The following is a 19,886-nucleotide window of genomic DNA, read 5'->3' on the forward strand; positions in this document are numbered from 1 at the left end:
ACGGGATTTAGCAGGAAAACGGCAGGGGTAGCAGGTGCTAAATAATGGGTTTTATTTTTGATAATAGATTTGTCAAAGTATCGCAATTTTTTTGACATATTGCGCGGAAGTCTGTGCTGATGCGGCTATCTTGGGCACAGTGGTGCCAGTAGTGGGTAGCGGCGGCAGCAGCTTGATGCCATAGCTGTTGTTCTGCGGGTAGTGGCAATGCGGGTTGGTAGGCTGGAGCGGGCACTTCGCCGCTATTTGCAGGGGCATACATCATTGGTAGCATGTCGTAGATGGGCGCGAGCATGAGGCCTGGGACGAATGCGAGATTGCCATCGTGCATGTCAGTGTTGGCTATGAGTTTGCCAAACCACCATGCGAGTGTAATACGTGTTACATCGTCACTGGCTAACCAGCCCAAGGTTTGTAATGTACGGGCAGAATTTGGCCATTCTGTATTTTTGCCAATAAGCGCAGCATTGATGCTGGCCAATGTGCAAACGGGCGAGCGTCCATAGTCACCATGCCTATCGAATCGCGTAATTTCCAAAAAAGTCCGACCTGCATGTTGAAAAATTGTTGAGCTGACTGCGGCAATTTTTAGCGTGTCATTGAGTATCTGGGCAGCGATATGTTCGCACACTAGCAAGTCAGTCCATCGTTGCACTGCAGCCGAATTATCAGCTGCCGAGAATTTGACGATGACATGGCGTGTTTGTTGCTGGTTGTACCGGTGAGCAGTAAATTTTGGAAATTCGCCCCCTGCGGAGGAGCCTGCAATGCCTGATGTCATTGCAAGATTGGCTAGTTGCGGATAGCGTAGGCTGACTTCATCATCGGCTATAGGCGGTGAGCCTGGCATGCTGATGTTATTCAAAAATAGACGATAAGCGGTGTCGCCTATAATCAGATCTCCTGGTTGGTCATGTCCCAAGTTAGACAGTGCATAAAGGGTGTCATTGTCAGACCAGTTGTCTGGGTTGTCTGCAAGTTGTAAATTGTGAGCGTAAGTTTTGGCAAAGCGTCTGCCTAAAAACCCCTGTGGGCGCATGTCGATAATAGGGTAGGGCAGGCCATCAAACCAGCCATCCGCCATGTCCTGATCAAGTGGCCAGCGGAAAAGCATGGTAGGTGTGAGGTGGTAGCCTTCGGGATGAGTGAGTGTAAGCCGCCCGATTTCATGGCCTTGGCCCTTTTCATCGATGCGGTAAACAGGGATGGGCTGTGCATCACCACGTAATGTACGGCGCAAAGCATAACGTGTGCGCTTGGATCCACCACCACTGATGATGTTATTCCCTAGCTGCTTAATAGCGCGGCTTAATGTGGCGCGACTAATGTCACCTAATTGCGTGCGTAGTGCGGCAGCACCTATGCGTGGCTGGGCGCGTAGGATGTTGATAATGCGATCGCTGCGAATTTTAGTCATGTTGCACCACTTATAATGATACAAATTATGAAACGAATTTATTGTAATTTGTTTATTGCTTATTGGGTTATTTATATTGATTAAATTGCAATATTTTTATATTTTGGTATGGTGAATGTGTAGTTTAATGAAACGAATTTTTTCAGTTGATTGTTGGCTGTTGTTTCTAGGACTCTGATTCGCGCAGGCGTAAAAAACCCCGCCACAAGGACGGGGTTCAGGTTGTGACGAATCACATGAAGCGGAATTACATCATTCCGCCCATGCCACCCATACCACCCATGTCGCCCATGCCTGCGCCACCACCTGAAGATTTGTCTTCTGGCAATTCTGCAACCATAGCATCGGTTGTCAGCATCAAGCTGGCAACTGAAGCAGCATTTTGCAATGCGGTGCGAGTTACTTTAGTTGGATCCAGCACGCCCATTTCTACCATGTCACCGTAGACGCTGGTAGCTGCGTTGTAACCGTAGTTGCCTTTGCCTTCCAGAACTTTGTTAACCACAACAGAAGCTTCATCGCCGCAGTTGATAACGATTTGGCGCAATGGCTCTTCGATAGCGCGCAAGATGATTTTGATACCAGCATCTTGATCAGCGTTGTCGCCTACCAATGAACCGATACCTGCTTTAGCGCGTAACAGTGCTACGCCACCGCCAGGTACGATACCTTCTTCAACTGCCGCACGTGTTGCATGTAGCGCATCTTCTACACGTGCTTTTTTCTCTTTCATTTCAACTTCGGTAGCAGCACCGACTTTGATCACTGCAACGCCGCCAGCTAGTTTGGCTTTACGTTCTTGCAGTTTTTCTTTGTCGTAGTCGCTGGTTGCTTCATCCATTTGACGGTTGATTTGTGCAACACGGCCAGTGATGTTTTCAGCTTTACCAGCGCCATCGATGATGATGGTGTTGTCTTTGCTGACATCGATGCGTTTAGCCTGACCTAATTCAGCCAGAGTAACTTTATCCAAAGTCAAACCAACTTCTTCAGCAATCACAGTACCACCGGTCAAGATAGCGATATCTTCCAGCATAGCTTTACGACGATCACCGAAACCAGGTGCTTTAACAGCACAAGTTTTCAGGATGCCACGGATGTTGTTTACAACCAGAGTGGCCAATGCTTCGCCGTCGATATCTTCAGCGATGATCAGCAATGGACGACCAGCTTTAGCAACTTGTTCCAGTGCTGGCAGCAAGTCACGGATGTTGGAGATTTTCTTGTCGTGTAACAACACGAAAGGATTGTCCAGACCAGCGATTTGCTTGTCATTGTTGTTGATGAAGTAAGGTGACAAGTAGCCACGGTCAAACTGCATACCTTCAACTACGTCCAGTTCGCTTTCCAAGCTGGTACCATCTTCAACAGTGATAACGCCTTCTTTACCCACTTTGCTCATTGCGTTAGCAATGATGTCGCCGATGGTGCTTTCTGAGTTAGCAGAAATAGAACCAACTTGAGCGATTTCTTTAGAAGTTGCGCAAGGTTTGGAAATGTTTTTCAGTTCTTCAACGATAGAGCTTACTGCTTTGTCCATACCGCGTTTCAAATCCATAGGATTCATACCGGCAGCAACAAACTTCATACCTTCTTTCAACATGGCTTGAGCCAATACAGTAGCGGTAGTAGTACCGTCACCAGCTACGTCAGCAGTCTTGGAAGAAACTTCCTTAACCATTTGCGCGCCCATGTTTTCGAATTTGTCTTTTAATTCGATTTCTTTAGCAACTGAAACACCGTCCTTGGTGATGATAGGTGCGCCGAAAGCGCGATCTAACACAACGTTACGGCCTTTAGGGCCCAAGGTTACTTTAACTGCGTCGGCCAGAATGTTCACGCCGATCATCATTTTTTGACGGGCTACGTCACCGAATTTTACGTCTTTTGCTGGCATAACTTACTCCTGAATTGATAGGTTAAATAATGATAAGGGGATGGATTATTCCATGATGCCCATGATGTCTTCTTCACGCATAACCAATACTTCATCGCCGTCGATTTTTACAGACTGACCTGCATATTTACCGAACAGAACACGGTCACCTACTTTTACATCCAAAGGACGCACGGTGCCGTTTTCAGCAATTTTGCCATTACCAACAGCCAATACTTCGCCTTGGTCTGGTTTTTCAGTTGCGCTGTCAGGGATAACAATACCTGAAGCGGTTTTGCGTTCTTCTTCCATACGTTTAACGATGATACGGTCGTGTAAAGGACGAATTTTCATTACTGAAGCTCCTAATTAAATAAACTAAATAAAAAACGGTGTGACAAGATGTCACGCAAATTTCATCTCGGGCGGTGCGATTTTAGCACTCTCGTCCGAGGAGTGCTAATAATAGGGGCGGTTAGGTGGATTTTCAAGAGGCAGATGAAAAAATTAAATGCGTATTAGTCGAAGCGGAAGGTGTAAAACAAATCCAGTGCTGACTCAGCGCCGCTTTGTGCGCGTATGGAGAAGCGGCGACTGAGCTCGTAAGTCATTTTAACCAGTTGCTTGGTGTTGGTCAGACCTTGTTGATAGTTGATATAGACTTGATCAGAGAGTCGTTTGCCCAGACTGAGCATGCTGCTGTCTAAGGTACCATCTCCATCGATGCCGATTTTGTCTAGCCCAGTCAGTTGCGTGAGTTTGGATTGCAGGGAGATGGAATTGTTTTTGCCAAGGAAGTAGCTGGCCGCTGCTTGCAGAGCTTTGGTGTCTGCACCATCAGTGCCTTTTTCGCTGCCGTGACCGAGTACCAGCCAGGATAATTTTTCACTGTCAGTCATGTTAGGGATGGAAACCAGTTTTGCCACGGGTTCAAGAGCAGTGCCGGTGATTTGTGTTCCGACGGTGACATCGGTGTAGGTGCGTGTCGCCAGGATGTCCACGCCCGGGTTGTCAGTTGTAGATACAAAATTAAGTATGCCACGGTTGATGTCCAGGCGTTGGCCAAATGCGGTGTAGGTGCCTTCAGCTATGCTAATCGTGCCATTTGCAACCGCTGGGCTGCTGTCATGCTGTACTAATTTGAGCGTGCCTTTCAAGCGTGCATCTAGCCCTGATCCAGTAATTTGCGTATGTTTGCCCAGATTGAGTTTGATATCAGTATTGACCTGCCATGCAGGTGTTGTTGTGCCGGATGGTTGGGTTGATTTGTTCAGGTCATGTGTTCTACCCACGATAACTACATCATTACTCAGTTGCGGCATGTTGCTGTCATTCAGATTGAGCAGGGCGTGATCAATAGTGATATCTGCTATCGCGTTGATGCGCTGGTTCTGACCGGTAATATCGGCTGTACCAGTTATAGTAACTTGACGTTCAGGACGGTTGATCAGATTTAGCTGTGTCGCCTGAGCATGGAGTTGCAGGGTTGTCAGCCCTTGATTGATTTTAATATCACCTTGTACATTCAAATCTCCTCCAGCCTTAAAGTGCAGCTGTTTGATGTGCAACGTGTCCTGATTAAATTCGGCGTTAAATGTGCCCTTTTGCAGTGCGATGCCTTGTCTTGCATGGGTAAATACGAGTTGGTTGGCATTGATTACACCGTTAAACACAGGTGCATAAAGACTGCCGTGCAGATTGACCTCGGCTTGCATGGCACCATCTAAATGCACATCGTCGCTCAGGATGCTGGTTATCCATGCTAGCGTGGGTAAGTCGATTTTTGCCTGGGCAAGTACGGGCGCATGGGTCGAGAGTATAAGTTGATGATTGCTTTGCGCTAATGTAGTGCTGCCTTGCATGCTGATTTTGCCCAGCGTGGTGCCGTGTATGTCCAGTTGTGTAGTCAGATGATTATGCTGCGCCTGCAGGGTCAGATGTGTTTGATCAAGTCCTAATTGAGTCGTTTTGTCACCTATGATGCCGATGTCGCCAGCTTCACGCCATATTTCCAGTGCGCCATTAAGTTGCTGGTCTAGGTGTGCCTGCCATTTTCCACCTGCTATGAGTGTGTTGTGTATGCGCGGGTTGGGGTAAAGGCTTTGCTGAATAGGACCTATATCTATATGGCTGGCACTCCCTGTAGTCGTTATGCCGGATTTGGCATAATCGAACTGCTCCAGCTTAACCGTGCCTTTGGCGAAATCGAAATAGGCGTGACGCAGTTGCGCGCTGTTGGACTGGATGGACAGTTGCGCGGGTGTTTGCAGGGTGAACGGGTAGCTGCCGACATTGTGGAGCTGGTTGATGCTGCCGTCCCAGCGCTGGTCATGCCAGTTGCCCGTCAGCGTGGTATTTAAGTCGAATTGAGGATTGGTTGCTGTCAGGTTGATGGTGTGGCGGTTCCGTGTGCCACTGATGGTGACTTGCGCGTGCTGGAGTTGCTGCTTACCTGTGTGTATGCCCTGTATATCCGCATCCGCTTGCACTGCGCCATTGTTACCTGAGGCTATATTGATATGCGCGTTGATTTTAGCGAGGCTTAACGTTGACAGCCAGTGGATCTGCTCCCCTTGCAGGCTCAGTTCACCAGCCGGGTTGTCCAGGGTGCCATGTAATGTGCCGTGCGCGATCACCTTGCCAGAAAAACCATCGCCCAGATTGGCAATGTTGGGTGCATTGAGTTGCCAGGTGATACGGTCTTTAGGTGCGCCATAACTGCCTTGCCAGTTTAAGGTGTTGCTGCCTAATTGTAGTTGCACATTACTGTTGTTGATGCGCTGCGGCGCGATTTCAACAGTTGCGTGACCACTGAGCGCAGCATGGTTGTAAGTGCTGTGATCAATATCAAGCTGTAGCTGGGTCTGCAATTGTGGCTGAATTTGGCCTTTGGTGTTGAAGTTGGCGTTAATGTTGGCGCTGGGGTAGCGGCCGAAATGAGCAGGGTCAAAATGTTTTAATTGCCCCGTTGCAGAAAATGGATGGTTGCCGGTAAAGCTAAGCTGACCCGCAAAATCCAGTTTGCTAGTACCCGCATTGAGTTGTGCGCTGGCGATATTAAGCTGTTGCTGTTTGTAGGTGGCGGCGAGCTTGATTGCATAGTCTGATTGTGCAAGGTTAGCGGTGAAGGTTTGCTGTTGGGCGTCCGCGTGGGCATTCAGGGTGCCATTTAGTCGGGTGGCGTATAAATCATTGTGTATGTTGTGCAGGTCCAGTTGTTTTACATCCATCTGTAATGCCAGTCCATGGTTATCCCACTTACCTGCACCAGCTATGCGGGCATTTGTGCCCAGTGCCAGCATTAATTTATCAAAGTTGAGTGTGTTGGGTGAGCCATTAAATTGCGTGGTTATCTGGGTAACGGGCAGTTTGTTCTGATCCAGACTGCCTGCCCGACTATTGTTAAGCATAATGTTGCCCAGGTAATTGTTACCATCAGCAGGGCGTATGTCTATCTGTCCATCTATCATGGCCAGTGGAAGCCCATTGGCAATAGCGGCGGGATTTAGATTGTGGATATCGACGTGAGCTTGCATTAACGGTTGAAGGTTAAATGGGCTGAATTGCGCTGTGATGGTGGCGTTGGCGTCATGCGATTGTGCCTGGCTATTCAGGGTGATGTTGTTGAGTGTGCCTGTCAGCAGGGTATGCGCATCATAAGCATGTACGCCATCGTGCATGCCGAGCTGGATGTCACTGCTAAGTTTGTATGGTGCGGTATCAGCCAGCATAGCCTGTAATTGTGCGTTACCCCATTGCGAATTGGCCTGTGCCTGGATTTGGTAGTGCTGCTGGTCATAGCGTAGGCTGAAGGTAATGGGCTGCAAGGTGATAGTCGTACCATTGTTTATTATGCTGAGGGTGTTGATGCGAGCATGTTGTAATATTGCGGCAAATGGGAGTGTCAGGCTGGTGGGCAGGGTTAAGGGCTGGTTGTCGGGTTGCTTGGACAGAATCACCAGTTGGTTAATGGCAAGCTGGTTGATTTCCAGTTGTCGATGTTGCCATGATGATTTGGCTGACCATGAGTAGGTGGTCTGTTGCAGGGTGATGGTTTTAGTGGGCGTATCCAGCTGTATGTGTTCTATATTCAGGGTATTGAATAGTGAGCCGGAAATGCCCTCGATGGTGATTTGTCCTGCGCTGATACGGTGGATAAGCTGGGCAGCTAATCGTAATACAGGTGCGCTGCCTGATACGCCGATCAGCACGGCAATTAATATCGCTGTACCTAGCAGATAGCGTAATGGTTTGGCGTAAATCCGCCAGTTCAGTAAGTTGGCAGCAGTCAAAATGCGCTCCCCAAACTGAAGTGGATGTGAAAACTGGAAACCGCTTCACCATAAGCCACATCAAGACTCAAAGGGCCAAGCGGACTGCGCCAGCGCGTACCTACACCGTAGCCTGCAACAGGATGCAGGGTGGCGAATGTGTCGGCTGCATCGCCTATGTCATAAAATATTGCCGCACCCCATTTCGGAGTTATCCAGTGGGTATATTCTGCACTGGCTGTCGACAGGTAGCGGCCACCGACGATAGCGCTGCCATCAGCAACCCCCAGACTCTGGTAGTTATAACCACGCACCGACTGGTCGCCACCGGTACGAAACAGGAAATCAGTAGGGATGCCGTTGCGATCGGGTGCGATGACGATACCCATTTCACCTCGCAGGGTGAGGCTGTCATATTTGCTGATAGGGTAAAAGTAAATGGCACGGTTATAACTACGCAAAAAGCTTTGATCGGATAAAACTGCTTTAGCGCCACCACCAATTTCGGTACTGAATACGTAGCCTCGGGTGGGGAAGAGCAGATTGTCCAGATTGCGATAAGTCCATATGTAATTGAGGGTAAGGGCTTGCAAGTTGTCACCCACGGCGCCTGACACTGTTTTATGTTCGGTAGTGTACTGAGTGGTGATGCTGGTTTCGATGCGGCCTTTATTGCGCGTGCGTTTGAGTGCAATACTGTTCTGGGTAGTGATTTCACCTTCAATGTCGGCATGTTGGATGAAATGACGGATGCTGTCTATGTAACCCAGTTCATCGCGAGGCCGTTTCAGCTGCGTGTCCAGACTTTGTATGTTGGGATCAATTTTCAGCGCGCTGGAAAATACCAGATTGCTGTTTAACATGTTCAGATTCTGATATTCGATTTGGGCATGTGGGCCATTGTCGGTACTGGCCCCTAAACCCAAGCCTAGTTTCTGACTTCGTACTTCCTTGACATTGATGGCAATGGGCAGATTGGTTGCGTTGTCCTCGTTGGGCTCGACCAATATTTCAACAGATTGGAAATATGGGGTGCTTTGCAATTTGGACTGGAATGCCAGCAGTTTGGCCTGATCATATGGCTCGCCGGGAGTAATGGGGTTCAGGCGCTCAATAATACTGGCTGGATAGCGTTTTAATCCGGTAATGGTGGTGATGCCAAACTGGTAAGATTTTCCGCTGTCCAGGAGTATATCTATAGCGACTTGATGAGTGTCAGGGTTAACTTGCGCGACGCTATTTACGATTTTGGCTTTGGGGTATTGGTGCAAAATCAGACTGGCAAGTAAATCACGTTTGGCTGCTGCCCATGCGTCCTGAGTAAATACGTCGCCTTTTTTTAAACGCAAGGGTGTATCTTGTAACCACGTCTGATATTTTTCTGGATGGTCAGTAATCGGGCCGATGGCTTTGATGGTAGTGCTGGTCACCAGGCTGGGTTCGCCTGGCTCTACCTTGAAACTGGCAATAAAGTTATCGCCATTCTGTTCCAGGGATGAGGTGGTTTTGGCGGAAAAATAGCCTGCGGTAGATAATAGTGTGCTGATGTCGTCCGGGGTCAGGCGATAAAGTCTGCGGAGTTGCGCTTCATCCAGTGCAGGATTGGTACGCCAGCGGTAGATGTCCAGATGTTGTGTGAGCAGTGGTTTTATATCAGCAGGCGCATCCAGTTTTATCTGATAATCCAGTGCGAACGCGGGCTGACTTAAGCTGTATATCAGCAGTGTGAGGCAGAGTGTGAATAGTTGCCGCATCAATTCACGCATTTAGATGTCCACAGCGGGAAACAAGCAGGGTAAAATGCAACGATGTGGCTTGAATGAGAGAATATCCATGACTTATGTAGTAACTGAAAATTGTATCCAGTGTAAATATACCGATTGCGTCGATGTGTGTCCCGTGGATTGTTTTCGCGAAGGCGAAAATTTCCTGGTCATAGATCCGGACGAGTGCATAGATTGTACGTTATGCGTGGCTGAATGTCCTGCTGAAGCGATTTTTGCTGAGGATGATGTGCCCGCTGATCAACAGCATTGCACCGAATTGAATGCGACGTTGGCGCGGGGCTGGAAAGCGATTATCGAACGCAAAGATCCGTTGCCTGACGCGGATGATTGGAATGGTAAGACAGATAAATTAGCGCTGCTTAAACGTTAATCTCTGCTCCTCGTGTTGCCTGCTTTTTATGCGCGCGTGGCGCGTGACATTGTTGCGCAATGCCAGCTAGCACAAGTCGAACTGGCCGATGCGCTGATCCTGGTTCCCAATTTTCATGCGGCGCCATTGCTATATCAGCAGTTAGCTGTGGCCAGCGAGCGTGAGGTAATCATCCCGCCGCCAGTGTTGACCTTACCTGCATGGGCGCAATCAGTAACGCTAAACACACCAACTTTAGCTAGCAGTCAGCGCAGTGCGTTGCTGTATCAGGCACTTAAAGCCCAGGGCTGGTTTGATACCGCATTGCTCTGGGCGATGTGCGATGAGATTGCACACCTGTTTGACGAGCTGACGCATCAGGCCGTTGATATGCCGCTGGACGTGGATGAATTTGCTGCGCAATTGTTAAGTTATTATCAAGTCCAGCAACATCAGGCAGTGACGTTTGAAGCGCGGTTAGTGCATGATTTGTGGTTTGCACTGAATCAGACAGCAGATAGCCCAGCTGCCCACTATGCCCTGCAACTGGCGCAATTGGCGGAACAGTCACGCGCCCCCCTGTTTGTGGTGGGCTTGTCCAGCCTGTCGCGACTGGAGCAGCGTTTTCTTGCTCGTTATGCCGAGCATGCCTCCGTTAACTATTACCACCTTGAAGATGCGCTGACGCCGATTGCACAGACGCTCTCCGCAGCTTGGCCAGAAACATTGGCGGTACCGTTACGCCAGCGTGCGTTGCAATTACGCCAGACCTTACCGGTTAATCCTATTGCCCCTAGATTAAGCTATTGTGCGGCCACCAGCCTGGAAGATGAAGCGCGCGCGGCGGACACGCAAATTAGACTGTGGCTGCACGAAGGTAAACGCAATATTGCTGTGGTGGTGCAGGATCGGGTCAGTGCGCGGCGGTTGCGGGCACTGCTGGAGCGGGCGCAGATATTGGTGGCAGACGAAACTGGCTGGACGCTGGATACCACTACAGCAAGTACGGTGGTGATGCGCTGGGTAGCGGTGTTGCTGACCGGGGCTAATCATGTCGATGTGCTAGACCTGATGAAGTCACCTCATGTGTTGAATGAATTAGACAGTGAACAGCGTCTGCTTGCGGTGCATCAATTGGAACAGGGGTTGCGTCAACATGGCCCAGCTCAGGGATGGGCGCGTTTAATTGCGTTATTGCCAGCAGATGCGCTGGTGGCACAGGCAGTATTGTCGGCATTGCAAGATGCGGCGTTATTGGTCAATACGCAGCGCATGAATAGTTTGGCTGGCTGGCTGGATCAATTACAAAGCAGTTTGCAATTGCTGGGTGTGAGTCAGTGTCTGGTGGATGATGCAGCCGGTGTGGCGTTGATTGATGTGTTAAGGCAGCGCCGGATGGAATTGGCGGGGGATGTCGGGCTGTTTGAGCTGGCCGAATTTCATCGCTGGTTAAGCCGTGAATTAGCCAGCGCGGCATTCGTCGAAACCGATGTGGATAGCCCAGTGATATTTACCCATCTGGCTGCGACACGTTTGCGTCAGTTTGATGCGGCATTATTGCTGGGGGCGGATGCGCGTAACCTGCCGTCATTGCCTCAGCAGGGTGTGTTTTTTAATCAGTCCGTACGCAGTGCTTTGGGTTTACCCACCCGAGCGCAGGCCGTTGCACAGGTACAGGCTGATTTGCAGCAACTGTTGCTCACGACTGCGCCGGTACAAGTGTTGTGGCAGTCCCTCATTGAAGGTGAGCTCAATCCTGTCAGTGCGTGGCTGGAGCGGCTGGATAGCGTGTCCCAATTGGCATGGGGCGGGAGTCTGGTCAATCAGGATTTGCATGCGCAAGCGGCGGTAGCTATGGTCATCAGCGCTGATAATGCGGTGTTGCCTGTGCGGCAGCCTATGCCACAGCCGAGTGTGCCGAGTGAGTTGATACCCAGCAAAATTAGTGTCAGTGCCTATAACGCATTGTTAGCTTGCCCATATCAATACTATGCGCGTTATATGCTGGGTTTGAATGCGGTGGATGATATTAGTGCCGACGTGGAGAAGTCTGATTACGGTCAGGTTGTGCACCTTATTCTGCGGCATTTTCATGAGCAACACGCTAGTGTCATGGCGTTAGGACGTGAAGCTGCTATTGCCGCACTTATCGAGCAAAGTGACGTTGATTTTGCGCCGTTGATGGTCAATGATTATTTCGCCCGTGCCTGGCATGTGCGCTGGCTGGCGCAAGTAGAAAGCTATATAGACTGGCAAATCTTGCGTGAGCAGGAAGGTTGGTACTGGTATCAGGGCGAGGTTGATGCCAGTCAGGTATTGGCACTGGATGCAGGGTATGCAATCAAGCTCCACGGTCGACTGGATCGCATTGATAAACTCGGTGACAACTATGCTGTACTTGATTATAAAACCAGTAATGGCAAAGAATTGCAAAATAAGGTAGACAAAGGCAAAGAAGAAGATGTGCAGCTATTGGCTTATGCCTTGTTGTTGAGTGAGGACATAGTCCAGGCTGCTTTTGTGAGTCTGGATGATGATGCAGTAAGCTCTTTTGATTTGGCGCAAGAACCTGAAGCGGCTGCCGAAACCTGCGCAACACGTCTGGTGACGATATTTAATCAGCTTCATCAGTCCGCACCATTGCCTGCCAATGGTATCGCCAAAGTTTGCCAATATTGCGAGATGCGTGGTGTGTGCCGGCAAGATTACTGGGTTTGAGGTGGAGATAAAAAAAGGGAGCGATTCAGCTCCCTTTTTTGTTAACTGCATATCTCAAATTAATTTGAAGCTGTGCGTTCGATTTCTTCAACCGTGGTATGACGTACATCTTTGCCTTTAACCATGTAAACCACATATTCAGACATGTTTTTGGCATGATCGCCCATACGTTCTATGGCTTTGGCAACGAACATGATGTCAATGAAGATGGAAATGGTGCGTGGATCTTCCATCATGTAGGTGATCAGGTTGCGCAAAACTAAATGATATTCTTCATCTACCTGTACGTCGCTACGGCATACTTCGATTGCCGTGGTTGCATCCAGACGGGCAAAGCCGTCCAGCGCTTTGTGCAGCATCTCGAGAACAATGGTGCCCATAAATTCAATCTGGTTGAATTTTGGCTGATAGATACGGCCGTTTTGATGAATTTCCCGCGCCATGCGCGCTACTTTGGCTGCTTCGTCACCTATACGCTCCAGGTCGGTAATGGTTTTAACAACAGTCATTACCATGCGTAAGTCAGATGCAGTCGGTTGGCGACGGGCAATAATTTGCGCACAGTCTTCGTCTATACCCACTTCCAGCGCATTGACCAGATGGTCATTGCTAATCACTTGATCAGCTAATACGAAATCAGCATTAACCAGCGCTTCCATCGCCTGAGTGATTTGTTGTTCTACCAGGCCACCCATTTGTAGCACGCGAGCGCGCATGTTTTCCAGATCGGTGTCGAATTGTTTATAGGTATGTTCTGTGGGCATGTCGTACTCCTGTAATTGCTTAAAATTATAAGGTGTAATTGTGACAGTTTGGTGACAATTTATCCGTTAAATGGTATTTCAACCTGCTTATTGTCTATGTTTAACGTCAATATCCAGTCATGTCGTCCAGTCACGCAAACGGGTAAAACGACACGTGCTTGCCATTGCTGTGGGGATAGCGCCAATAATCGATATTGATTGTATCCCATTTCCATCTCTTTCATGGTGAAATGGGCGTGGATTTCCTGTGCATGCGCGATGCTTACGCGCAGGGTAAATGGGTGTAAGCCGGATGGCGGCTCTATGAATTCTACTTTTACCGGTTGCTGGTCTAACAGAAACTGACAACCCTGAGCTGGGCTGTTGCAGGTGATACGGGTAGTCGCTGTGTGTTGATGTTGCCAGGTCTGGTATAACCCCCCTGCGATGGCTACGCTGATGAGCAATGCAGGTAAGGCGTATTTGAGCAGCCAGTCAAATTTCATTGCCATGCTCCACGTAACAAGGCAATGCCGTGTGCACCATGCTGTTGTGCAGTTTGCAAATCAGCTGGTGTGAGCCCACCTAGTGCGAATATGGCCAGACTGCGCTGCTGGGATAATCGGGTAAATTCATCCCAGCCTAGCGTGGGTGCGCCAGGGTGGCTGGCAGTAGGTAGCACGGGGGACAGCAGTGCATAGTCGCAGCCTAGTTGTGCTGCGCGGCTTAGTTCGTCAGCGTTGTGGCAGGATGCGCCTACCCAGAGCAAATCTGGTCGTGTATCGAGTTGAGCAAGCTGGCTGGATGTGAGCTGTACGCCATCGGCACCTGTGGCTAGTGCCAGGGCTATGTCGCTGTTAACGATGGTATAGGCGTGCTGGGCATGGGTGCGTAGTGTGACTTCACGTGTAAATGCTTGTAATTCGGCAGCAGGCATATCCTTTTCACGAATCTGGATGAGCTTCAATCCATTGGCTAATGCACTATCCAGTTTGGAGAGAAAGCCATGCGGGTCAGATTGTGCCTGGGTAATCCCCATCAATGTTGGCAGTGACAGCGCTTTGATAATGGGTGAGTTCGCAGGTAAGAGCGGAGCAACGGTGATATTGTCGGCATCTTGCCAGCTAAGGGTCTGCCCTTCACGGGGATGTGGCTGGCCTTCCCAGGCCGTGACTCGGAAAAAATTAAGTACAACGGTTGCGGTGGCGTATTCGTGGGTGCGGGTAATCCACGGCGTAGCCTGCGTAATGTGTATTCCCAGCTCTTCTTCTAATTCGCGTACCAGCGCCTGATGAGCAGACTCTCCCGCTTCGATCTTGCCACCAGGAAACTCCCAATAGCCCGCATAGGGTTTGTCGGCGGGTCGGCTGGCGAGCAGGAATTGTCCGTCAGGGCGGATAATCGCGGCTGCGGCAACGTGAATGAGGGGTGGCTGCATTAGTGTTTCCTAATTTATCTGAGTGACGTACAATGAGGACATTAATATCTTTTTAGTGAAACCCGATGTCTATAGAACTTTACAATGATGGTGACCATGTTTGCATGATGTTTAATGATCTGGTTGATGATAATGCCGCAGCCGTCCAAGCAAATCAATTCCTGATTGTATCAAATGGTGAGGGTGCTTTGATTGATCCTTCTGGCAATATGACATTTAATGGTTTGATTGTGGGTATGGGTAAGTTCTTTCATTACAAAAATCTTAAATATTTGCTGGCATCCCATCAGGATCCAGACATCGTTGGTTCATTAAATAAGTGGATGATGTCCACCGATGCTGATTTGTATGTGTCCAGCTTGTGGTCACGCTTCGTACCCCATTTTTGTACGGGCGATAAAACGTCAGGACGTATCGTCGGGATTCCTGATGGCGGCATGCGAATTAAGTTGGGCAAGGATGAGATAGTTGCTGTTCCTGCCCATTTCTTACATGCGGAAGGTAATTTTCAGTTTTATGATCCGCGTTCCCGTATTTTATTCAGTGGCGATATGGGTGCATCCTTAGTGCATCATGATCAGGTGACGCAACCTATCGTAACCCCAGCTGAGTTTCGTGAACATATTGAGCATATGCAGGGGTTTCATCAGCGTTATATGGTGTCGAGCAAAGTTTGTCGCTATTGGGTCAATATGGTGAAAGAAATGGATATACACGCCATCGTGCCACAACATGGGCGCTGGTTTCAGGGTAAGCCCGCAGTCCATGCTTTCCTCGACTGGATTGCCACATTGGACTGTGGCATTGATCAATTTGACCAGAGTAATTATACCTTGCCACGTTAATTCCGGCCTGTGTAGTCCCGAGCAAATTGCCATGCGGTGCGGCCTGAGCGCGTGCCGCGTGCGAGCGCCCATTGCAGCGCTTCACGACGAAGTAGCTCAGGGTCAGTAATTTCAACCTTGAGCGCATCCAGCCATACTGCAACGGCTGCAAGATAAGCATCCTGATCGAATGGATAAAATGATAGCCATAGCCCGAAGCGTTCTGATAGTGAAATTTTTTCTTCTACTGCTTCATTAGGGTGAACCTCTGCACCGTGATGTTGGGTCTTTTCATTTTCACTCATGTATTCAGGCATGAGATGGCGACGGTTGGAGGTGGCGTATATGAGTACGTTGTCAGGCGGTGCGGCGAGTGTGCCGTCAAGGGCTGCTTTGAGCGCCTTGTAGCCCGCTTCCTCCGCTTCGAACGATAAGTCATCGCAAAATATGATATAGCGTTCGGCTCTGCCTGCCAGTTGCTGGGTGATGTCGGCTAAATCGACCAGATCGGCCTTGTCTACCTCGATGACGCGTAATCCTAGTGGCGAATATTCCGTCAGCATGGCTTTGATCAGTGATGATTTTCCTGTGCCGCGTGCGCCTGTGAGCAGGACGTTATTGGCAGGTTTGCCCATGACAAAGTGCTGGGTGTTTTGGCTGATACGCTGTTTTTGCTGGTCTATGCCTGTGAGTCGTGCCAGATCCAGCATTTGTGGATGGGCAATGGCTTCCAGCCAGCCACGTTCACCACGCCGCCGCCAGCGGTAGGCGATGGCGGTATCCAGATCAACGCTCGGCGGTGGCGCAGGCAGCCAGTCTTCCAGTCGCGCCAGCACGCTTTCTGCACGGGTAATTAACCCGCTCAAATCAGCTGCGGTATTCGGCATTGATCTTCACGTAATCATAAGAAAAATCGCAGGTCCATAAAGTGGCATCCGCATCGCCGCGATTGAGGACAATGCGCACGGTGATATCAGCCTGTTTCATGATGCGCTGACCATCTGCTTCCTGATAGCTGGCAGCACGGCCGCCGTTCTCGGCAACCAGTACATCGCCTAAATACATTTGCAGCGTGCTGACGTCGAGGTCAGTCACGCCTGCGTAGCCGATCGCTGCAAGGATGCGTCCAAGATTGGGGTCGGATGCAAAGAATGCGGTTTTAACCAGCGGAGAGTGGGCGATGGCGTAGCCTATTTTGCGGCATTCGTCACGATCACGTCCGCCTTCGACTACGATGCTCATAAATTTGGTTGCGCCTTCACCGTCACGCACGATAGCTTGCGCGAGTTCGCGTGAGAGGTCGGTAATTGCGTCAGCCAGCGCCAGATAATCTGCGCTGTTGCAGTCGGTGATTTCGGCATTGCCAGCTTGTCCTGTTGCGATGAGCATGAAGGAGTCATTGGTCGAGGTGTCGCCATCGACGGTGATGCAGTTGAAACTCAAATCTGCCGCATGTTTGACCATGCTCTGCAAAGCTTCCTGATTGATTACGGCATCGGTAGCGACATAGCCGAGCATGGTTGCCATGTTGGGATGGATCATGCCCGAGCCTTTGGCGATACCCGTAATACTGATGGTTTTGCCAGCTATTGTGACTTGGCGTGATGTGGCTTTGGCTACGATGTCCGTGGTCATGATGGCATTGGCAGCGGCAAACCAGTTGTCAGCACGGCAGTCTGCAATCGCGGCAGGCAAGGCAGCGATAATTTTGTCGGCAGGTAGCGGTTCCATAATCACGCCAGTCGAGAATGGCAGAATTTCAGGTTCGCTGCAGGGTAGCAATGCAGCCAGTGCCTCACATACAGCGCGGGCGCGTGCCAGACCGTCGTCACCCGTGCCAGCGTTGGCATTGCCCGTGTTGATGATAAGCGCACGTGGTGCGGTTTTGCCTAGATGCTTTTTCGCGACGATGACGGGAGCTGCGCAAAAGCGGTTTTGGGTGAACACGCCTGCGACACGACTGTTGGGTGCTAGCAGCATCAAAGTCACATCCTTGCGACCTTCTTTTTTAATGCCTGCGGAGGCAATGCCTATGGTGACGCCCGCAATGGGTAACAGATTTTCAGCAATGGGTGGCGCTAGATTCACAGGCATGGTGACTATTCTCGTAGTGTAAAAGTAGATTCTAACCTGATTTGTGACGTTGTTGCAGCTTCATAATGTTGCAACAGACTTGCAATAAACTGAAGGCTTCTGTGAGTTGCTTGGGTATATAAAAATTATGTTGGTTTATTTGCGTTTGATGGTGGTAATAGCGTTTTCACTGTTCATAACTATGAGTTATGCAGCGGAAATACGGGTAGGGCAGTCTATTGATATGACGGGTGACAACGGCGATCTGGGTAAGGATTTTCTGGCCGGTGCGCGAGTTTATGTGGATTACATTAATGGTAATGGCGGTGTGCATGGCAAAAAAATCGTATTGGATGTACGTGACAATCAAGGTTCGGTTGAGAAGTCTAACCAGATTACTCATGACTTTTTGACTAAAGATAAAGTGGATGTTCTGTTTGGTTACTACGGTGATAACGTGGTGGAGGCGACATTAGCTAATCCTGAGTTTGAGCATGGCGATACCGTTTTGGTCGCCCCATTTTCTGGTGTGAATGTGGCACAAAATGCACATGTGTATTTTATGCGGCCGAGCTATGCACAGGAGATCAAGGCAGCATTGGATTATTTAAAAACATTAGGTTTAACTAAGGTGGCTGTGGTTTATGCAGCAGATAGCTACGGACAAAATGGCTTGCAGGCTATGAAAGCCAGCTTGCGCGGTAGTTCCCTGCAATTGGTGGCTGAGCAATCTTTGCGTGAAAACAATGCAGCAGATACGACTGCGGCGATACAGAAAATTAAATCGGGTGGTGCGCAAACTACATTAATGATATTGGAAACTTTGCCAGCAGCGGAGTTTGTGAAAACTTATCATCCTATGTCGCCTGGTGCAGTCTTGATAGGCTTGTCGCTCATTAATCATCAGACGTTGATGGAGATCGCCGGTAAAGCTTCCGCGGGTGTGGTGATTACACAGGTCGTACCTCATCCTGGAAATTTCTCCATGGCATCGGTACGCGAGTTGGAGAAGTTAATGAAAAAATACCGAGATGAAGCGCCGTCACACTTGACCATGGAAGGTTATCTGGCGGCGAAATGGTTGGTAAAGGGATTGATGCAGGCTGATAGTGGCAAGCAACTTGGTCAGGCAATCGCCAATACCCATAATCTGGATCTGGGTGGCTACTATTTGACTGTGAACTCAGCGCACAGAGCTTCAGATTATATAGATATCACTGCAATTAGCGCGCGTGGTGGTTTGTTGCACTGATATCTGCTTATTAGCCTAACAGCATTTTTATCCCTAATGCATACAATAGTGCTGCAAACAGGCGTTTAAGTACGTTCACAGGTAAGCGGTGCGCCAGGCGCGCACCTATAGGGGCGGTGAATATGCTGGTGCTGGCGATAGTGGCGAAAGCTGGCAGGTAGACATAACCGGCGCTATAGGCGGGCAAGTGGCTAACAGACCATCCCGTGAAGACATACCCAAGCGCACCTGCTACTGCAATGGGGAAGCCAATCGCGGCGGAGGTGGCGATGGCCTGGTGCAGTTTGACATTGCACCATAGCATAAAGGGAATGGATAGCGTGCCGCCGCCGATACCGACCCAGCTCGATACTATCCCGATGATGCTGCCGACCGATGACATGCCCAGGTAGCCTGGCAAATTACGGTGAGCTTTGGGTTTGAAGTTAAGCAGCATTTGTGTGGCTGCGTAGAACAAAAATGCGATAAAAAAATGGTGCAGAAAAGTGTTGGGCAGTTTGCTGGCCAGCCAGGCACCAAACAAGGTGCCGAACAGTATGCCAGGCAGGATATGTTTGACCGTGTTCCAGTTGACCGCGCCATGTGCGTGATGTGCGCGTACGCTGGAAATGGCGGTGATGCTGATCACGCCCAGTGACGTACCTAACGCCATGAGCATGTTGGATTCATGGGCAAACCCTTGCATGCTGAATAACCAGACCAGTAACGGAACCAGTATCAGTCCGCCACCTACGCCGAGTAAGCCTGCGATGAAGCCGGAAAGTAGCCCCATCGCAAGATAGTAGGCGAGATAAATACTCACGCCTTCAAACGCATGGCTTCATCATTGAATGCGCCGTCGATGGCGTGGACGATATTTTCTACCAGGCGGAAGCCTTCTACAGGAGCATCATCCTTCATGTAGAACAGGCGTATTGGACCCAGCGTTTTAATTGCCAGCGCACGCTCAATTTCAGCATTGGTGTCGGTCAGGCCGCTGTTTTTGTACATTTGCGCAATGATGTCGCCTATCACGGCATTTTTGTGTTTGCCTTCCAGAGCAACGGTCAGTGTGTTGTTGATGTCGCCATCAGTAATGTCGTATTTGCTGTGTGTACTGATAAATGTGAGCAATTCGATAAATGTCATGTTATTTCCT

16 protein-coding genes are annotated in these 19,886 nt (G+C 49.6%); 4 read left to right on the forward strand and 12 right to left on the reverse strand.

Annotated elements, in window-relative coordinates; translation table 11 throughout:
* Nucleotides 1–37 precede the first annotated feature (37 nt).
* From yjjJ to SFSGTM_RS01345, 5 genes are all read right to left on the reverse strand, one after another.
* On the reverse strand, nt 38–1,417 hold the full coding sequence (gene yjjJ / locus SFSGTM_RS01325; protein ID WP_162083581.1) for a type II toxin-antitoxin system HipA family toxin YjjJ: 1,380 nt from the start codon (nt 1,415–1,417) through the stop codon (nt 38–40).
* A 247-nt stretch (nt 1,418–1,664) separates the two neighbouring features.
* Nucleotides 1,665–3,314: a chaperonin GroEL gene (groL, locus tag SFSGTM_RS01330; RefSeq protein ID WP_162083582.1), complete on the reverse strand. Its 1,650-nt coding sequence runs from the start codon at nt 3,312–3,314 to the stop codon at nt 1,665–1,667.
* Nucleotides 3,315–3,359: 45 nt separating this feature from the next.
* On the reverse strand, nt 3,360–3,647 hold the full coding sequence (gene groES, locus SFSGTM_RS01335; protein ID WP_162083583.1) for a co-chaperone GroES: 288 nt from the start codon (nt 3,645–3,647) through the stop codon (nt 3,360–3,362).
* A gap of 164 nt (nt 3,648–3,811) precedes the next feature.
* Complete coding sequence (locus SFSGTM_RS01340; RefSeq protein ID WP_162083584.1) at nt 3,812–7,585, reverse strand: translocation/assembly module TamB domain-containing protein; 3,774 nt, start codon at nt 7,583–7,585, stop codon at nt 3,812–3,814.
* Entirely contained in the window at nt 7,582–9,330 is a 1,749-nt protein-coding gene (locus tag SFSGTM_RS01345; protein WP_162083585.1) for an autotransporter assembly complex protein TamA, read from the reverse strand. Before SFSGTM_RS01345 ends, SFSGTM_RS01340 begins: the two co-directional genes overlap by 4 nt.
* 67 nt (nt 9,331–9,397) lie before the next feature.
* Between SFSGTM_RS01345 and fdxA the strand changes: the two genes are divergently transcribed.
* Nucleotides 9,398–9,721 carry a ferredoxin FdxA gene (fdxA, locus tag SFSGTM_RS01350; protein ID WP_162083586.1) on the forward strand — a complete coding sequence of 108 codons (324 nt, stop codon included), beginning with the start codon at nt 9,398–9,400 and terminating at the stop codon, nt 9,719–9,721.
* A 12-nt stretch (nt 9,722–9,733) separates the two neighbouring features.
* The gene (locus tag SFSGTM_RS01355; protein ID WP_162083587.1) at nt 9,734–12,418 is read left to right on the forward strand and encodes a PD-(D/E)XK nuclease family protein; all 2,685 of its coding nucleotides are present in this window, start codon (nt 9,734–9,736) and stop codon (nt 12,416–12,418) included.
* Between the two features lie 59 nt (nt 12,419–12,477).
* On the opposite strand, the gene phoU is transcribed toward SFSGTM_RS01355, so the two are convergent.
* From phoU to SFSGTM_RS01370, 3 genes are read right to left on the reverse strand one after another with little or no spacing between them, the layout of a single operon-like run.
* Entirely contained in the window at nt 12,478–13,182 is a 705-nt protein-coding gene (gene phoU / locus SFSGTM_RS01360) for a phosphate signaling complex protein PhoU (protein WP_162083588.1), read from the reverse strand.
* A gap of 59 nt (nt 13,183–13,241) precedes the next feature.
* Nucleotides 13,242–13,667: a hypothetical protein gene (locus SFSGTM_RS01365; RefSeq protein ID WP_162083589.1), complete on the reverse strand. Its 426-nt coding sequence runs from the start codon at nt 13,665–13,667 to the stop codon at nt 13,242–13,244.
* Nucleotides 13,664–14,599 (reverse strand): Nudix family hydrolase, encoded by a 936-nt coding sequence (locus tag SFSGTM_RS01370; RefSeq protein ID WP_162083590.1) that lies wholly within the window; start codon nt 14,597–14,599, stop codon nt 13,664–13,666. Before SFSGTM_RS01370 ends, SFSGTM_RS01365 begins: the two co-directional genes overlap by 4 nt.
* A gap of 65 nt (nt 14,600–14,664) precedes the next feature.
* Here SFSGTM_RS01370 and SFSGTM_RS01375 point away from each other — a divergent pair, with 65 nt between their 5' ends.
* Nucleotides 14,665–15,444, forward strand: a complete 780-nt coding sequence (locus tag SFSGTM_RS01375) for an oxygen-binding di-iron domain-containing protein (protein WP_162083591.1) — start codon at nt 14,665–14,667, stop codon at nt 15,442–15,444.
* On the opposite strand, the gene SFSGTM_RS01380 is transcribed toward SFSGTM_RS01375, so the two are convergent.
* Nucleotides 15,441–16,310, reverse strand: coding sequence for an ATP-binding protein (locus SFSGTM_RS01380; protein WP_162083592.1), 870 nt, complete (start codon nt 16,308–16,310; stop codon nt 15,441–15,443). The two genes, SFSGTM_RS01375 and SFSGTM_RS01380, sit on opposite strands and share 4 nt — an antisense overlap.
* A complete protein-coding gene (gene argJ / locus SFSGTM_RS01385; RefSeq protein WP_162083593.1) occupies nt 16,291–17,517 on the reverse strand; it encodes a bifunctional glutamate N-acetyltransferase/amino-acid acetyltransferase ArgJ in 1,227 nt (408 codons plus the stop codon). The genes SFSGTM_RS01380 and argJ overlap by 20 nt, the downstream gene beginning before the upstream one ends.
* Before the next feature lie 181 nt (nt 17,518–17,698).
* Between argJ and SFSGTM_RS01390 the strand changes: the two genes are divergently transcribed.
* Complete coding sequence (locus tag SFSGTM_RS01390; RefSeq protein ID WP_162083594.1) at nt 17,699–18,748, forward strand: ABC transporter substrate-binding protein; 1,050 nt, start codon at nt 17,699–17,701, stop codon at nt 18,746–18,748.
* 10 nt (nt 18,749–18,758) lie between these two features.
* Here the strand turns inward: SFSGTM_RS01390 and SFSGTM_RS01395 are convergent, their stop codons facing one another.
* Together SFSGTM_RS01395 and SFSGTM_RS01400 are read right to left on the reverse strand one after the other, a co-directional pair.
* Nucleotides 18,759–19,550: a sulfite exporter TauE/SafE family protein gene (locus SFSGTM_RS01395; protein WP_232526019.1), complete on the reverse strand. Its 792-nt coding sequence runs from the start codon at nt 19,548–19,550 to the stop codon at nt 18,759–18,761.
* A complete protein-coding gene (locus SFSGTM_RS01400; RefSeq protein WP_162083595.1) occupies nt 19,547–19,876 on the reverse strand; it encodes a hypothetical protein in 330 nt (109 codons plus the stop codon). Before SFSGTM_RS01400 ends, SFSGTM_RS01395 begins: the two co-directional genes overlap by 4 nt.
* Nucleotides 19,877–19,886 lie beyond the last annotated feature (10 nt).

Source organism: Sulfuriferula nivalis (genome assembly GCF_009937995.1).
Lineage (GTDB): Bacteria > Pseudomonadota > Gammaproteobacteria > Burkholderiales > Sulfuriferulaceae > Sulfuriferula > Sulfuriferula nivalis.

What these genes read in the sequence shown, in the direction of transcription:
- yjjJ (WP_162083581.1), bottom strand. Translation starts at nt 1,417, where the DNA reads ATGACTAAAATTCGCAGCGATCGCATTATCAACATCCTACGCGCCCAG.
- groL (WP_162083582.1), bottom strand. Translation starts at nt 3,314, where the DNA reads ATGCCAGCAAAAGACGTAAAATTCGGTGACGTAGCCCGTCAAAAAATG.
- groES (WP_162083583.1), bottom strand. Translation starts at nt 3,647, where the DNA reads ATGAAAATTCGTCCTTTACACGACCGTATCATCGTTAAACGTATGGAA.
- SFSGTM_RS01345 (WP_162083585.1), bottom strand. Translation starts at nt 9,330, where the DNA reads ATGCGTGAATTGATGCGGCAACTATTCACACTCTGCCTCACACTGCTG.
- fdxA (WP_162083586.1), top strand. Translation starts at nt 9,398, where the DNA reads ATGACTTATGTAGTAACTGAAAATTGTATCCAGTGTAAATATACCGAT.
- phoU (WP_162083588.1), bottom strand. Translation starts at nt 13,182, where the DNA reads ATGCCCACAGAACATACCTATAAACAATTCGACACCGATCTGGAAAAC.
- SFSGTM_RS01365 (WP_162083589.1), bottom strand. Translation starts at nt 13,667, where the DNA reads ATGAAATTTGACTGGCTGCTCAAATACGCCTTACCTGCATTGCTCATC.
- SFSGTM_RS01370 (WP_162083590.1), bottom strand. Translation starts at nt 14,599, where the DNA reads ATGCAGCCACCCCTCATTCACGTTGCCGCAGCCGCGATTATCCGCCCT.
- SFSGTM_RS01375 (WP_162083591.1), top strand. Translation starts at nt 14,665, where the DNA reads ATGTCTATAGAACTTTACAATGATGGTGACCATGTTTGCATGATGTTT.
- SFSGTM_RS01380 (WP_162083592.1), bottom strand. Translation starts at nt 16,310, where the DNA reads ATGCCGAATACCGCAGCTGATTTGAGCGGGTTAATTACCCGTGCAGAA.
- argJ (WP_162083593.1), bottom strand. Translation starts at nt 17,517, where the DNA reads ATGCCTGTGAATCTAGCGCCACCCATTGCTGAAAATCTGTTACCCATT.
- SFSGTM_RS01390 (WP_162083594.1), top strand. Translation starts at nt 17,699, where the DNA reads ATGAGTTATGCAGCGGAAATACGGGTAGGGCAGTCTATTGATATGACG.
- SFSGTM_RS01400 (WP_162083595.1), bottom strand. Translation starts at nt 19,876, where the DNA reads ATGACATTTATCGAATTGCTCACATTTATCAGTACACACAGCAAATAC.